Origin of the sequence: Caballeronia temeraria (genome assembly GCF_001544795.2) — a bacterium.
Lineage (GTDB): Bacteria > Pseudomonadota > Gammaproteobacteria > Burkholderiales > Burkholderiaceae > Caballeronia > Caballeronia temeraria.
On sequence record NZ_FCOI02000013.1, the window covers coordinates 165,326 to 178,437 of the forward strand.

The window sequence follows — 13,112 nt, forward strand, 5'->3', positions numbered from 1 at the left end:
CCAATTTCTGGAAAAGGAGCATTTGTGGTGCCTTAATCGGCGCTTAGGCGGCGAGGGGAAACCCGTATGCTTTCTCTGCCCGCCGGTTCCGGCGGAAAGTTGACATAACATAAATTATCGAAGTTTTACCTGTCAGGGCTTTTTAGTAATGTCCGGTTTGGGCTCATTAGAAATGTCGCATTCAAGCCCACGCCCAAACATCTGTATCTGCCTACGACAAAGGCCTCCAGAGCGACGCATCACATTCCCCAACGCAATCCCGCCGTATGCACCGGACTGTCCCAGTGCCGCATCATTTCGTCGTCGAGCGTGCAGAGCGTGATCGACGCGCCCGCCATCTCCAGCGATGTCGTCAATGCGCCCACTTGCGAGCGCGCGACGCTCAATCCGCGCCCGTCGAGCCACGTCCGCGCCGCGTTGTAGAGCAGATAAAGCTCCGACAACGCCGTACCGCCCAGTCCGTTCACGAGCACGAGCAAGCGCGCATCGGCCGCCGGTTTCAGGTCCTCGACGATCGCCGAAAGCAGTTCATCCGCGATTGCGTTGGCCGTCTCGAACTTCGCGCGCCGGCGCCCCGGCTCGCCGTGAATGCCCACACCGATCTCGATTTCATCGTCGCCGAGCGTGAAGGTCGGCTTGCCCGCCGCGGGCACCGTGCAACTCGAAAACGCGACGCCCATCGACGCGATGCGCGCCACTACGCGCTCACCGAACGCCCGGCACGCCTGCAGATCGGCGCCCGTTTCCGCGAAACTGCCGACCAGCTTTTCGACGATCACCGTGCCTGCGACGCCGCGCCGTCCCGTCGTGAAGCTGGAGTTCTCGACCGCGACATCGTCGTTGACGATCACCGATGCATTCGGCATCTCGCACAATTCCGACGCCATCTCGAAGTTCATCAGGTCTCCGGAATAATTCTTCACGATGAACAGCACACCCGCCCCCGTGTCCGCTGCCTGGGCCGCGGCCATCATCTGATCCGGCGTCGGTGATGTGAACACCTGTCCGGGGCACGCGGCATCGAGCATGCCATGTCCGACAAAGCCGCCATGCAGCGGCTCGTGGCCCGATCCGCCGCCCGAGATGATCGCGACCTTTCCCGGCTTGAGCGTCTTGCGCACGATGTAGAGCGGATCGAAACTGACCGTGACGATTTCTGCATGCGCCGCCGCAAAACCCGCGAGGCTTTCGGTCAAATAGTCATCGACGCGATTGATGAATTTCTTCATGTCCCCTGCTCCATTTTTGTGTTCAGGCGTCGTCTTGCGCGATGCGCGCGCAGACGGCTTCGATCATGAGCTGACTCGACCGCGCGCCCGGATCGATATGGCCGCGCGAGCGCTCGCCCAGAAACGATGCGCGGCCCTTGGTGGCGAGCATGTCGCGTGTCGCGAGCATGTTGTCTTCCGCGATGCGCGGCAGTTCCTTCAGGACATCGTGCTTCGATGCGCCCGCATCGGCCATCGCGGTGAAACGTTGCGCAACGGGGATCAGCACGTCCATCATCGTCTTGCTGCCGGTGCCCGTCTTGCCGCGCTGACCCACCGCTTCGACCCCAGCCGCGAACGCGCGCGCGAACTCCGCGACGCCCGCATCGTCGGCGGATGTCTTCGCCATGCCCGTCAGCATCGAAAAGAAAAGCGGCCCGGACGAGCCGCCGACCGTCGACAGCACCTTCGTCGCCGCGAGCTTGAGCGCAGGCGCGAAGGCTTCGGCGTCGATCTGCGCGCGCATTCCGGCGAGCGCATCCATGCCGCGCAGCAGATTGATGATGTGATCGCCGTCGCCGATCGCCTGATCGAGCGACGCGATTTCGTCGGCATGTTCCCTGAGCGATGCGTGGGCCGCATCGATGCACGCCATGACCGTCTTGCCGTTCATGCGCCGATCCTCCGTTCACGAGTTCCGCGAGCAGAAAGGATACAGCGTCACGCGGCCTTGCGCAGCCGGATCAGGTCCAGGGAACGTGCACGCGATCGAGATTCCTGTCGAGCTGATAGGCCGCGCTGATGAGCGCGAGGTGCGTCAGCGCCTGCGGAAAATTGCCGAGCGCCTCGCCGCTCGTCGCCACTTCTTCCGAAAACAGTCCGACATGATTCGCGTAAGCCAGCATCTTCTCGAAGACGAGCCGCCCTTCATCGACACGGCCCGCGCGCGCGAGCGCCTCCGCATACCAGAACGAGCACGCGGAGAAGCCGCCTTCCGTGCCGGGCAAACCATCGAGCGTCGAGCCGCGCGTGTAGCGGAAGATCAGCGGATCGACGCACAAATCGCGGCCGATTGCATCGAGCGTGCCGATCCAGCGCGGATCTTTCGGTCCGATGAAACGCACGAGCGGCATCATCAGCGAGGAGGCATCGAGCGTGGCCGAGCCGGGCGTCTGCACGAAGCTCTTGATGTCGTTGTTCCAGAATCGCTCGTGGATATCGCGATGAATCTCATCGCGCGCACTGAACCAGCTTGCAAGCGGTGCGGGCAGCGAGCGCTTTTCCGCCAGCCGCAGCGCGCGATCGACGGTCACCCAGCACATCAGGCGCGAATGCAGCAACGCGCGCGTGCCGTTGCGGAATTCCCAGATGCCGTTGTCCGCGTCCTGCCAATGCTCGACGACGTAATCGACCGTGCGCGTCACGTGACGCCAGCCATCGTAGGAAATCGCCGCGCCGTACTTGTTGTAGAGATAGACCGAATCGAGCAGCGCGCCATAGACGTCGAGCTGGATCTGTTCGCGCGCCTCGTTGCCGACGACAACCTGCCCCGGCACTTTGCCGACGAGACTCGTCAATTCGCTTTCGGGGAGCGCGTCGGTGCCGTCGACGGAATACATCACGCGCAACTGGCCGTGAGAGCTGCAATCGCGGCTGCGCTCGGCGATCCACTTCATGAAGCGTTCCGCCTCGCCGGTGTAGCCGAGGCGCAGCAACGCGTAGACGGAAAACGCGGCGTCGCGTATCCACGTGAAGCGATAATCCCAGCGGCGTGCGCCGTCCTGCGACTCGGGCAAGCCGAAGGTCGGCGCGGCGACGATCGCGCCGAATTCCTCCGAGCTCAACATCTTCAGCGTCAGCGCCGAGCGCAGCACGACTTCGCGATAACGCCCGCGATACGTCGAACGCGACGACCAGGCTTTCCAGTAATCGATGGTATCGGCAAGGATCGCATCGTGGTTCGTTTCGACGTCGGCGAGCCCTTGCGCATCGCCGAGCGCGAAACAGGCGCAGTCGCCCTCGGCGAAGTCGAGCGTCGCGCAGGCGCCGTTACCGTCGATCGCAAGCGGCACGTTGGCGAGCAGTTGCAAGGACGGCGCGCCATCGTCGCGCACGAATTCGACGCCCTTCTCCACTGCATGCGCCGTATGTTCCACGCGTGCGTACTCGAAGCGCGGATCGCAGCGCACGTCGAGCGTCATGCGTCCGTACACGAGCCGCACGATGCGCAGCACGCAGTTCGGCAAGGCATCGGCGCGCGTCGCGTTCGATGCGACCGGCATCAGATCGAGCAGCTCGCACACGCCATCGCGGGTCATGAAACGCGTGAGCAGCACGTTCGTCTCGGGCAGATACATCTGCTTGACGTTCGCATCGCGCGCGCGTGGCGTGATCGAGAAAGCGCCGCCGTGCTCGCCGTCGAGCAGCGCGGCAAACACCGTCGGCGAGTCGATGCGCGGAAAACACATGAAGTCGATCGCGCCGCACAGCGACACGAGCGCAGCCGTCTTCATGTTGCCGATCATGCCGCGTCCATCGACGGGCAGCGCGGCCGGTGGAACCTGCTCAGGATGGTGTCCCATCGCGAAATGCTCCCGACGAGCCTGGAGTGACATGGTCGGAAGTCGAGCAAGTCATATTCCTGTCGATGGCGACAGTTTCGATGCCTGCGACAAACGCTGGACGCCTCGCGTTAGCGCGCGGCGGTCTGTTCGCCCTGCGTCGTGTCCGGATGCTTCGGCGCGGTGTCGAAACCCGCGGCGCTCGCGGCGCTCTCTTGCGCGGCGAGCGCAGACGTTGCGGGCACGGGCGCATCCGCATGATGCGACCTGCCGAAGCTCGCGATATAAACCACGGCCGCCACGGCGACGCCCACCAATACTGCCGCCACCGCCACGCCCGACGACTTTCGTCTCATTACTCCTCCCTTTCGGATACGATGACCCGGCTCGCGGCCCGGCCCCGCGCTGATGGTAGCAGCGCGACGCGTGCCGCCTGCGTGGGCCGCCGCGCACTGCCGCGCATATTTCACCGCAATCCGAGGACATTCCATGCACGCCGCCACGGCATTCAATCTGGTGCTCGTTTCGCTGATCGCCATCATCGCGCTCGAAGTGCTCGCCCGGAGGCTGAAGCTGCCGCCCGCGGCCGCGCTGCTCGTCGGCGGCGTCGCGATGGCATTCGTGCCGGGCTTGCCGCATCTCGAACTGGACCCGGAACTCGTGCTCGTCGTGTTCCTGCCGCCGCTTCTGATGTACGGCGCGTACTTCTTCGTGTGGGACGATTTCAAGCGCAACCTGAGCGGCATCCTGCTGCTCGCGATCGGCGCGGTCGCGTTCACGACGCTCGTCGTCGGCGTGGCGGTGCATCTCGTCGTGCCCGAACTGCCGTGGGCCGCGTGCTTCGCGCTCGGCGCGGTCGTTTCGCCGCCCGACGCGGTCGCGGCGAAGGCCGTGCTCGAACGTGTCGCGCTGCCGCGCCGGCTGATGGTGCTGCTCGAAGGCGAAAGCCTGCTCAACGATGCGGCCGGCCTCGTGCTCTTTCGCTTCGCGCTCGTGGCCGCGATGAGCGGCGTGTTCAGCGCGCCGCGCGCCGTCGCGAGTTTCGCGGGGCTCGCGATCGGCGGCGTCGTGGTCGGCATCGTCGCGGGTTTCATCGCCGTGAAGCTGCTGCGCGCTCTGGAGGACGATTACCTCGTCATCACCACGTCGATGCTCACGTCGTGGGTCAGCTATATCGCGGGCGAGGAACTCGGCGTGTCGAGCGTCATCGCGACGGTCACGTGCGGCATGGTCGTCGGCTGGCATCAGCACGAAGTGTTCACGGCGGCGCAGCGCATGCGCGGCACGGCGTTCTGGCAGGTCGTCGTGTTCGTGCTGGAGTCGCTGGTGTTCGTGCTGATCGGTCTGTCGCTGCGCGGCATCGCGGTGCGGCTCGGCGGCGTCGGCGATGCCTTCTCGCTGCTTGGACCGGCGACGGCCGCCGTGATCGCCGTCGTGATCGCGTCGCGCTTCGTGTGGGTGTTCGGCGTCGAGGCGGTGAAATGGATCGCGTGGACCTTCACGGGACGCCGGCGCGCGGACGCCGCCGCCGTTCCCGACTGGCGCGCGGCTACCGTCGTCAGCTGGGCCGGCATGCGCGGCGTGGTGACGCTCGCGGTCGCGCTGTCCCTGCCCGAAACGATGCCGGGCCGCGATCTCATCCTCTTCGCCGGCTTCGCGGTGATCCTCGTAACGGTGCTCCTGCAAGGCGCGACGATCGGCCCGCTCATCGCGCTGCTATCGCTCGCGCGCGGCCACGAGCGTTCGTCGCGGCATCTCAGCGAGCCGCAGGCGTGGGCGCGCATGGAAACCGCGCAACTGGCCGCGATTCAGCCGCTCGTCCACGACGCCGACGGCAACGTGATTCATCCGCGGCTTTTGGAGCAATACACGTATCGCGCGGGGCTCACGAAGCGCTTCGAGGACATGGAGGAATTTCCGGCGGACGCGCGTCACGCGCACTACGACGTCGTGCTCGCCGCCATCGCCGCCGGGCGCGCGGAACTGCTGCGGATGCATCGCGCGGGCGAGATCCACGACGAACTGCTGCATTCGCTGGAGCACGACCTCGATCTGCAGGAGATCATCGCGCTCCATTCGCGCGGTTGAGCGCGCTTCAGGCTTCCGCGCCCGGCGTCGCCCCGGATGACTCGTCGCACTGCATCCACGCGTAGGCGGTGACGACCGCGGGCGCGCGGTTCCTCAGGCGAATGAGCCACTCGCCCGCCGTCGCGCGACGCATGCCGCCGCGCGCGGCAGTCGGCGCCAGCGCGACGAGAATCATGTGCCCTGCGCCGCGCGCGCCACGGCCGAGATGCACGACGGTGCAGATCGGCTCGCCGCCGCGCGTGTATCGGCCGATGTCGCCGAGCGTGAACCAGGCGCTCGCGACTCCATCGGGCGGCACGATCTGCACGTCGACGCCGGGTGCGTCGTCATCGCTCGAAAGCCAGATTTCCGCGAGACTCGGCGATGCGGCGTGCGCCCGCACCGGCCAGCGCAATGCCGACTCCGCGCCGTCCGCGATGGTCAGCGCCGCACGGCAGCGCGACAGCTCCAGGTTGCCGGAAGGCAGCACGACGGAGCACGCGCCGGTGTCCATCAACTCGTCGAGCGCGCTTTCGATGAGCGAGCTGCCATCCTGCTGCCACGCGACGTTCCCCGCATGCAGGCTGACGAGCGCATGACACGCCGCGCCGCCGATATCCTGCGCACGCTGCACGACATAGCGGACGGCGTCGAGCACTTCGGCGTCGGGGCACGGGCCGAAGGCGTCGCGCATCGTGCGATAACGTCGCTTGAGCTGCACGCCGATCATCGGCAAGGGCGTGTCGTGATCGGCGCGGGGTTGCGGGGAATCGCCGTCGGGCGCGAAGCCGTAGATGCGCGCTCCGCCGGCCGCGTGCGCCGCTTCGGCATGCGCGCGCGCCTCGTTGAGCAGCGCGTCCATCTGAGGTTTGAGCAACTCGCTTCCGTAACCGAGACCGGCGGCGGAATCGGCGGCATCGTTCTGATTCCAGAAGCACTGGAAGCGCGTGCGCGTTCCGCTCGCATCCTCCGAGAAACGCGGATGCGTGAACGCGACATCTTCGTCGCACACACCGACGATCGCGTTTCCCAGCCCTTCGCGCGTGGGCGCGTGATCGGCGGGCACGCGCTCGATGCGCGCATCGACGTGCGAGGGAATCGCCAGCGCTTCCGTGAAGCGTTCGAACTGACCCGCGAGATCCGTGTGCAGATGCGCGTAGAACTCGCGCGTGACGTGCGCGGTGCAAAAGCGCGTGCTTTCGAGGGCGGCGGGCGGATCGCGATACAGCGCCGACATCCAGATCCAGGGCTGCCAGCCGTTGCGCTCGATCGTGCGCGCGAACTGCTGCGCGGTGTGACCGCCCTGCTTCATCTCGATGGCGATCGGGATACGGTCGCGCGGCATGCCGCCCAGGTCGCGATAGTGCGTCGCATTGGCCCACACGATATATGGATCGATTCGCGCGACGGATGCGAGCGCGCGCGGCGCGATGGGCTCGAAGCCTTCGCTCGCCGTGCCGATCTCCCAATGCGGGCTCATTCGTCCCCCCTCTTGCCTGCGTTCCTGGGAAGCGAGGCCGCGGGTCCATGCCTGATCGCTCGTGCGCGGTTTTTTTCTATTGTGTGGACGATTGATCGCGATGCCGCTACGCGCGAATTCATCGGTGGATAGTTCGGGAACCGAAAGGAATCGGGCGTTCGCTATCGCATAACGTAGTCACTTGGGCGGGGAGAAGCAAGCGGATTCCCGCTTGCGAGCGCGTGGAGTGCGGGGCGGCGCACGGTGGAGGCTTCACCCCGACACGCCATCCAGACGCGCCTGCTCTTGCGTCCGCACATTCCCCTCACGTTTGCCCTTCGCCCGCCTCGAAAGCAGATTCAAACCTTCGACGAATCCCGCGAAGCCCATCGCCGCGTAGATATAGCCCTTCGGTACGTGCGTGCCGAAACCTTCGGCGATCAGCGTCATGGCGATCACGAGCAGGAACGAGAGCGCGAGCGTCACGACCGTCGGATTACGTTCGATGAAGCGCGAGAGCGGTTGCGCGGCAAACAGCATCGTCGCGACCGCGAAGATGACGGCGATGAACATGATCGGCAGATGATCGGTCATCCCGACCGCCGTGATGATGCTGTCCACCGAGAACACGAGATCGAGCAGCAGGATCTGGCCGATCGCCGCGAACGCCGTCATCTGGCCGACGCCCGAGATCACGCCGGGCTCGTCATGGTGATCCCTTCTGACGTGATGATGCATCTCCTTGGTCGCCTTCCAGACGAGGAACAGGCCGCCCGCGAGCAGAATGAGATCGCGCCACGAGAATGCATGATCGAATACCGAGAACACCGGCGTGGTCAGTTGCGCGATCCACGCGACGGTGCCGAGCAGCGCGAGCCGCATCACCAGTGCGAGCATGATGCCGATACGCTGCGTGCGCGCGCGTTGCGCCACGGGCAGCTTGTTGCTGAGTATCGAAATGAAGACGAGATTGTCGATGCCGAGCACGACTTCCATCACGATCAGGGTGACGAGCGCGGCCCAGACAGCGGGATCGGCGGCAAGCGAAAGGAGATATTCCATGAGAGCGCGAAGGTTCGATCGGTTGAATGTATCGCGCCATGTTGGCTGAGATCGGCATGTGGAAAAATCAGCGATAATCGAAACCACACTTCGGTTTTTTCGAAGCATCGGAAGAACGGAAAACGCCCATGCTCAATTATCGTCATCTGCATTATTTCTGGGTCGTCGTGAAGGAAGGCGGTTTCGCGCGCGCGGCGGAGCGGCTCGACATGGCCGTGCAGACGATCAGCGCACAGGTGCGCGAGCTGGAAAAGTCGCTCGGACACCAGTTGCTCAAGCCGGCTGGCCGCGGCGTCACCATGACCGAAGCGGGACAGGCGGCGTTCGCGCGCGCCGAGGAAATCTTTCAGATCGGTCAGTTCATTCAGGACGAAGTGCGAGAAGCCGCGAGCGGCACGCTGGCGCGGCTTGCCGTCGGTCTGTCGGACGGCATCTCCAAGCTCGCCGCGCATGCGCTGCTCGCGCCGGTGCTCGGCAATCCTTCGCTGCGTCTCTTGTGCCACGAAGGCGAAACCGATGAATTGCTCGGCGAACTGGCGCTGCATCGGCTCGATCTCGTGCTCGCGAGTCATCCCGCGCCGCACAATCAGAATCTGCGTCTGACGAGCGAGCGGCTGATCGCCTCGCCGGTCGACTGGTACGGGCCGGCTTCCATCGTGCGCAGAAGCGCGATCGATCACTTCCCGGACAGTCTCGCCTCGCTGCCGATTCTGTTGCCCACCGGCCATTCGTCGCTGCGCGCGCGGCTCGATCGATGGCTCGAGGCGCAAGGCATCGCGCCGCGCATCGTCGGCGAGTTCGAGGACAGCGCGCTGATGGCCGTGTTCGGTGCGCGTGGCCTCGGCGTATTCCCGCTCGCGGAATTCGGCGCCGGCGATGCGCCGCTGTTGCGCGGTCTGCGCTGGCTCGGCCGCTCGCCCGAGGTGAAGGAGGAAGTCCACGCGATCGTGTCGCGGCGCGGGCGGCATCATCCGTTGACGCAACAGGTGCTGGCGCGTGCCGCAGCCTGACTTCGGTTTTTTCGAAGTTCGAGTTCCGTTCTATCTGCTTTTCCGCACCGTCGAGAGGCCTTACGCTGAATCCATGTTCAACGAGGAGGCCTCAATGAAAGTCCTGTTCAAGTCCCGCGACCCCGAAGCCATTGCGATGCACGAACTCGCGAAGGCGCGCAGCGAATTCGTTTTTCGCCGTCTCGCGTGGCTGATCTCGAAGGCGACGGTCAGCCTGTCCGACATCAACGGACCGCGCGGCGGCGTGGACAAGCGCTGTCAGGTCGAAGTGCAGTTGAATCGGGAAAACAAGGTCGTGGCGACGTCGATCGCACGTGACTGGCGCGGCGCGATCGATCTCGCGCTCGCCCGCGCCGTGCGCACGCTCGTGCGCCGGCGCCAGGACATCAAGCCGACGCGCCGCGTGCGTGCGCGCGGATTTGCATGGAATTTCGCGGAGGAGCCGGCGCTGCAGGAAGCCGTCGATCCGCGCATGCGTCTGATGAGGAAGATGACTGGCGCGTAAGCCGCGGTCACGACGGCATCCGGACTTGAAGCAGCATCCGCGGCGCGGTGACCGAAGCCGCGCGCGGCGCTGCCTGTTCGACAGCCTCGAAGCCGCCGTCCGGCACGGCGTCCATCGACATATAGAGTGCGCGCATCTCGCTGCTCAGGCCGTGGAAGTGGCACAGGAACGTGTTCCGGTCCGCGTAGTACCACGGCGTGTTCAACTCCCGGAAGCTTACGAGTTCGGCCGAGTCCATCTCGGGGCAGAGGCCGTGCGCAATCAGTTCCTGCATGAAGATGTATTGGTCGCCTTGACTCGAGAACGTGTATCTGACGTCCTCGATCTCGCGCACCTTCGCCAGCACCGCATCCAGCACGTTCGCGTTCGCTTCGGTATTGCGAAAACCCATCACGCCTGAATTGAAACGCCAGCCGCAGATATCCGCGGTCAACACGCGATCGCGTCCTTCAGTGAACTTCTCGAGCGTCACCGTCTGGTTCATCGCGATGATATCCGCGTCCATCCAGAAGACCCATTCGTGCTGCGGCAGATACTTCCTGAGCAGGAGCGGCTTGGCCCAGTTGCCGCAAGCATCGCGCCCGAAATCCGGCGGCACTTCGCGATGGATGTAGAGCGTATATCCATGCCGCTCGCAGTACGCGCGCAGGCTTGCTTCGCCGAAGCGCGCATAGCTCGCGATGTTCGGCGTGTACAGCATCACGACCGCGATCGAGCGGCCCGGCTGACACACCGAGAACGGCTCGTTCGAATCGGCCGACAACGGTGCCGTGTTCTCGAAGATACGCAAGTCGCCCGACGCATGACAGGCGTTCACATGCCGCGCGAGCATTGCGCGCCACATCGGCCCGTACTTGCTGTAGAGGCGCGGTGTGTAGACGAGCGATACCGCGACGACCTCCCGCCCGCGCAGATCAGGATGCTGCCCCGACCACATCGACGCGATCGGCACGACGCCGTTCAGATCGTCCCAGTCAGGCACGGTCGGCAGCCCTTCGAGCAGTTCTTCTTCCGGCACGAACTTGCCGTAGTCGAAGTATTCGCGGCATCGCGCGGCGAAGCCACGGGCCATGCGCCGGTTCTCTTCGGTGTTTCTCAGCACGAACATTTCCGTGTTGACGCCGAAGTGTCCTTTTGTCAGCAGCATATCCCGGTCCGCCGTGATCTGCCCGAAGTCGTGGAAGCGGATGAAAAGCGCGTTTTCCGTGGCGAAGAGGATGACTTCGCCCTCCTCCGCCTCCCGCAACACGTCGCTCAACAACTGGTACTTGTAGAGCGTGCGCAGTTCGAGCGAATCGATGCAGCTCGACATCGGCTCGAAACGATGTTTCGTGTTCGTGCGCCGGCAATATTCAGCGTGGTTGTCGAGGGACGATGTCGCGTTGCGATCGGAGAAACAGCTAACCAGAGTCACCATGGAAGGGTCAACAGTCGAAAGACGGAAAGCAGGAAACGTGAAACGCGGGCCGGTCTGCCCGCGTGAATCGTGCGAGCATATCCGGCCATGTTTAGTGGATTTGTGAATTATTGAGTCAAACGGGACGAGCGGCGCTAGGATTCGGCCGATTCTCGGAGCTTCTTGAGACAATTCGCCAAAATTTCAAGATGCGGTTCGGACGCGCCCCGATCGGCGCGATTGTCGATGTCCGAACATGGCCGGCATTCGATGAGCGACACGCGCTGTGCCCTGGCGCCCGACGTGCGCGAGACTCAACGAACGGCACCGGAGCCGCGAATTCAACCTGACACCGCGACGCGCGGCCCGCGCATCACCGATGCATCGTCGAGCTGCGCCTTGCCGCATTCGATCGCGTAATTGGCCGCGCCCTGCGCCGTCGGAAATGCGCGCATCGGCCCGATCGCGCGCCGCACGCCGCCGGGCCGCTCGATCAGAAGCGTCGCGACGAATTCTCCAGCCCGATGCTGGACGATGACCGAAAGTTCGCAGCCTCGATATTCGATTGGAGTGGAGTCCATCGCTGACCTCGCTTGCCTGTATGCACTGGGAAGAAGTCAATCTACGCAAGGTCCGCCCAACGCGTAACCCCGCCTGTGAGTGGCTGCGAACGCAGGCCGAGCGATTGTTTCGTCCGACGTCCGCGCAAACGTTTCACCTTCAGATCTGCGGAAATAGGAATTAATCAGATTTCGACGCGAATTTTCCTAAGTCTGTATCCTGATCCGAACAGACCAGACGAAGGATGCCGGCGCCTTCCGGAATCCGCCCTCGCCGATGACAAGAGCCAGGAACGAACGACGTTGCAAAACGGCCGCCTGGCTGATCGCGCTCGCTTCGCTCGGCATGGCGGGCAAGGCGCTTCACGCGCAGGAATTCTCCTTCCTCGCTGGTCCGCTCAAGAGCAATGGTCAGAATACCTACTCGTGGGAAGCGAATTATCGCGAAGGGCTCGGACGCTACGCCGCCTGGAGCTTTTCCTGGCTGAACGAGGGTCATATTCCCGATCATCATCGCGACGGGCAGGCTGTGCAGATCTGGGGACGCATGCCGCTCTGGGACGACCGGCTGGAACTGTCGGCGGGCGCCGGGCCGTATCGATATTTCGACACGAGTCAGGCGCAGGCCGGCGGCGAATACTCGAACACGCACGGCTGGGGCGGCATGTTCACGCTGCGCGCGGCGTATTACTTCGACAACCGCTGGATCGCGGAGATGAAGCTGAACCGCGTGCAGGCGTTCGGCGGACCGGATACGACCGCGCTGCTCTTCGGCATCGGCTATCAGCTCGATGCGCCCGACGGCCGCGGACCGCGCGCGCGTGCCGTGCCGCGCACGACGAATGTCACGAACAACGAAGTCACCGTGATGCTCGGCACGACGATCCTCAACAGCCCCGACTCGGAGACGAATCTGGCGGAGAGCATCGAGTACCGGCGCGGACTGTGGCGCTACCTCGATTTCACCGCGTCCTATCTGCACGAAGGCGGACAGGTTCAGTCGCGCCGCGACGGCCTCGCCGCGCAACTCTGGGCGACCCGCGCGTTCTTCGACGACAAGCTCACGCTCGGCGTCGGCGTGGGACCGTATCTGTCGATCACGCAAAACGACGACCTGCCGCAAAACCGCACCGGCGATGGCCGTTTCTCGGGCCTCGTGTCGGTATCGGCGAGTTATCGATTTACGGACCGATGGCTCGCGCGCGTGACGTGGAACCGCATGATCACGCGTTACGACCGCGATGCGGACATCATCGAAGCGGGCTTCGGCGTGCGTTTCTAGGC

12 protein-coding genes are annotated in these 13,112 nt (G+C 64.4%); 4 read left to right on the forward strand and 8 right to left on the reverse strand.

The window, feature by feature from the left end:
- Positions 1-239 precede the first annotated feature (239 nt).
- From dhaK to AWB76_RS20035, 4 genes are all read right to left on the reverse strand, one after another.
- A complete protein-coding gene (gene dhaK / locus AWB76_RS20020) occupies positions 240-1,229 on the reverse strand; it encodes a dihydroxyacetone kinase subunit DhaK (protein WP_061161873.1) in 990 nt (329 codons plus the stop codon).
- A gap of 22 nt (positions 1,230-1,251) precedes the next feature.
- Complete coding sequence (dhaL, locus tag AWB76_RS20025) at positions 1,252-1,881, reverse strand: dihydroxyacetone kinase subunit DhaL (RefSeq protein ID WP_061161874.1); 630 nt, start codon at positions 1,879-1,881, stop codon at positions 1,252-1,254.
- Between the two features lie 70 nt (positions 1,882-1,951).
- On the reverse strand, positions 1,952-3,790 hold the full coding sequence (locus AWB76_RS20030) for a glycoside hydrolase family 15 protein (protein ID WP_061161875.1): 1,839 nt from the start codon (positions 3,788-3,790) through the stop codon (positions 1,952-1,954).
- A 110-nt stretch (positions 3,791-3,900) separates the two neighbouring features.
- Positions 3,901-4,125: a hypothetical protein gene (locus AWB76_RS20035; RefSeq protein WP_061161876.1), complete on the reverse strand. Its 225-nt coding sequence runs from the start codon at positions 4,123-4,125 to the stop codon at positions 3,901-3,903.
- A 133-nt stretch (positions 4,126-4,258) separates the two neighbouring features.
- On the opposite strand from AWB76_RS20035, the gene AWB76_RS20040 reads away from it, so the two are divergent.
- A complete protein-coding gene (locus AWB76_RS20040) occupies positions 4,259-5,857 on the forward strand; it encodes a Na+/H+ antiporter (RefSeq protein WP_061161877.1) in 1,599 nt (532 codons plus the stop codon).
- A gap of 7 nt (positions 5,858-5,864) precedes the next feature.
- Here the strand turns inward: AWB76_RS20040 and AWB76_RS20045 are convergent, their stop codons facing one another.
- Both AWB76_RS20045 and AWB76_RS20050 read right to left on the reverse strand, forming a co-directional pair.
- Positions 5,865-7,316 carry a hypothetical protein gene (locus tag AWB76_RS20045; RefSeq protein ID WP_061161878.1) on the reverse strand — a complete coding sequence of 484 codons (1,452 nt, stop codon included), beginning with the start codon at positions 7,314-7,316 and terminating at the stop codon, positions 5,865-5,867.
- A gap of 252 nt (positions 7,317-7,568) precedes the next feature.
- Positions 7,569-8,357 (reverse strand): TerC family protein, encoded by a 789-nt coding sequence (locus tag AWB76_RS20050; protein ID WP_061161879.1) that lies wholly within the window; start codon positions 8,355-8,357, stop codon positions 7,569-7,571.
- A gap of 128 nt (positions 8,358-8,485) precedes the next feature.
- On the opposite strand from AWB76_RS20050, the gene AWB76_RS20055 reads away from it, so the two are divergent.
- Both AWB76_RS20055 and AWB76_RS20060 read left to right on the forward strand, forming a co-directional pair.
- Positions 8,486-9,367 (forward strand): LysR family transcriptional regulator, encoded by an 882-nt coding sequence (locus AWB76_RS20055; RefSeq protein WP_061161880.1) that lies wholly within the window; start codon positions 8,486-8,488, stop codon positions 9,365-9,367.
- Between the two features lie 94 nt (positions 9,368-9,461).
- Positions 9,462-9,872 (forward strand): HPF/RaiA family ribosome-associated protein, encoded by a 411-nt coding sequence (locus AWB76_RS20060; RefSeq protein ID WP_061161944.1) that lies wholly within the window; start codon positions 9,462-9,464, stop codon positions 9,870-9,872.
- Between the two features lie 7 nt (positions 9,873-9,879).
- Here AWB76_RS20060 and AWB76_RS20065 read toward each other — a convergent pair whose 3' ends face one another.
- Positions 9,880-11,289, reverse strand: a complete 1,410-nt coding sequence (locus AWB76_RS20065) for a glycosyltransferase family protein (RefSeq protein WP_061161881.1) — start codon at positions 11,287-11,289, stop codon at positions 9,880-9,882.
- A 320-nt stretch (positions 11,290-11,609) separates the two neighbouring features.
- Positions 11,610-11,849 (reverse strand): hypothetical protein, encoded by a 240-nt coding sequence (locus AWB76_RS20070; protein ID WP_061161882.1) that lies wholly within the window; start codon positions 11,847-11,849, stop codon positions 11,610-11,612.
- Positions 11,850-12,105: 256 nt separating this feature from the next.
- Here AWB76_RS20070 and AWB76_RS20075 point away from each other — a divergent pair, with 256 nt between their 5' ends.
- Positions 12,106-13,110: a hypothetical protein gene (locus AWB76_RS20075; RefSeq protein ID WP_061161883.1), complete on the forward strand. Its 1,005-nt coding sequence runs from the start codon at positions 12,106-12,108 to the stop codon at positions 13,108-13,110.
- Positions 13,111-13,112: the final 2 nt, after the last annotated feature.

Coding starts and splice junctions, on each gene's coding strand:
- dhaK (WP_061161873.1), bottom strand. CDS start 1,229: ATGAAGAAATTCATCAATCGCGTCGATGACTATTTGACCGAAAGCCTC.
- dhaL (WP_061161874.1), bottom strand. CDS start 1,881: ATGAACGGCAAGACGGTCATGGCGTGCATCGATGCGGCCCACGCATCG.
- AWB76_RS20030 (WP_061161875.1), bottom strand. CDS start 3,790: ATGGGACACCATCCTGAGCAGGTTCCACCGGCCGCGCTGCCCGTCGAT.
- AWB76_RS20035 (WP_061161876.1), bottom strand. CDS start 4,125: ATGAGACGAAAGTCGTCGGGCGTGGCGGTGGCGGCAGTATTGGTGGGC.
- AWB76_RS20040 (WP_061161877.1), top strand. CDS start 4,259: ATGCACGCCGCCACGGCATTCAATCTGGTGCTCGTTTCGCTGATCGCC.
- AWB76_RS20045 (WP_061161878.1), bottom strand. CDS start 7,316: ATGAGCCCGCATTGGGAGATCGGCACGGCGAGCGAAGGCTTCGAGCCC.
- AWB76_RS20050 (WP_061161879.1), bottom strand. CDS start 8,357: ATGGAATATCTCCTTTCGCTTGCCGCCGATCCCGCTGTCTGGGCCGCG.
- AWB76_RS20055 (WP_061161880.1), top strand. CDS start 8,486: ATGCTCAATTATCGTCATCTGCATTATTTCTGGGTCGTCGTGAAGGAA.
- AWB76_RS20060 (WP_061161944.1), top strand. CDS start 9,462: ATGAAAGTCCTGTTCAAGTCCCGCGACCCCGAAGCCATTGCGATGCAC.
- AWB76_RS20065 (WP_061161881.1), bottom strand. CDS start 11,289: ATGGTGACTCTGGTTAGCTGTTTCTCCGATCGCAACGCGACATCGTCC.
- AWB76_RS20070 (WP_061161882.1), bottom strand. CDS start 11,849: ATGGACTCCACTCCAATCGAATATCGAGGCTGCGAACTTTCGGTCATC.
- AWB76_RS20075 (WP_061161883.1), top strand. CDS start 12,106: ATGACAAGAGCCAGGAACGAACGACGTTGCAAAACGGCCGCCTGGCTG.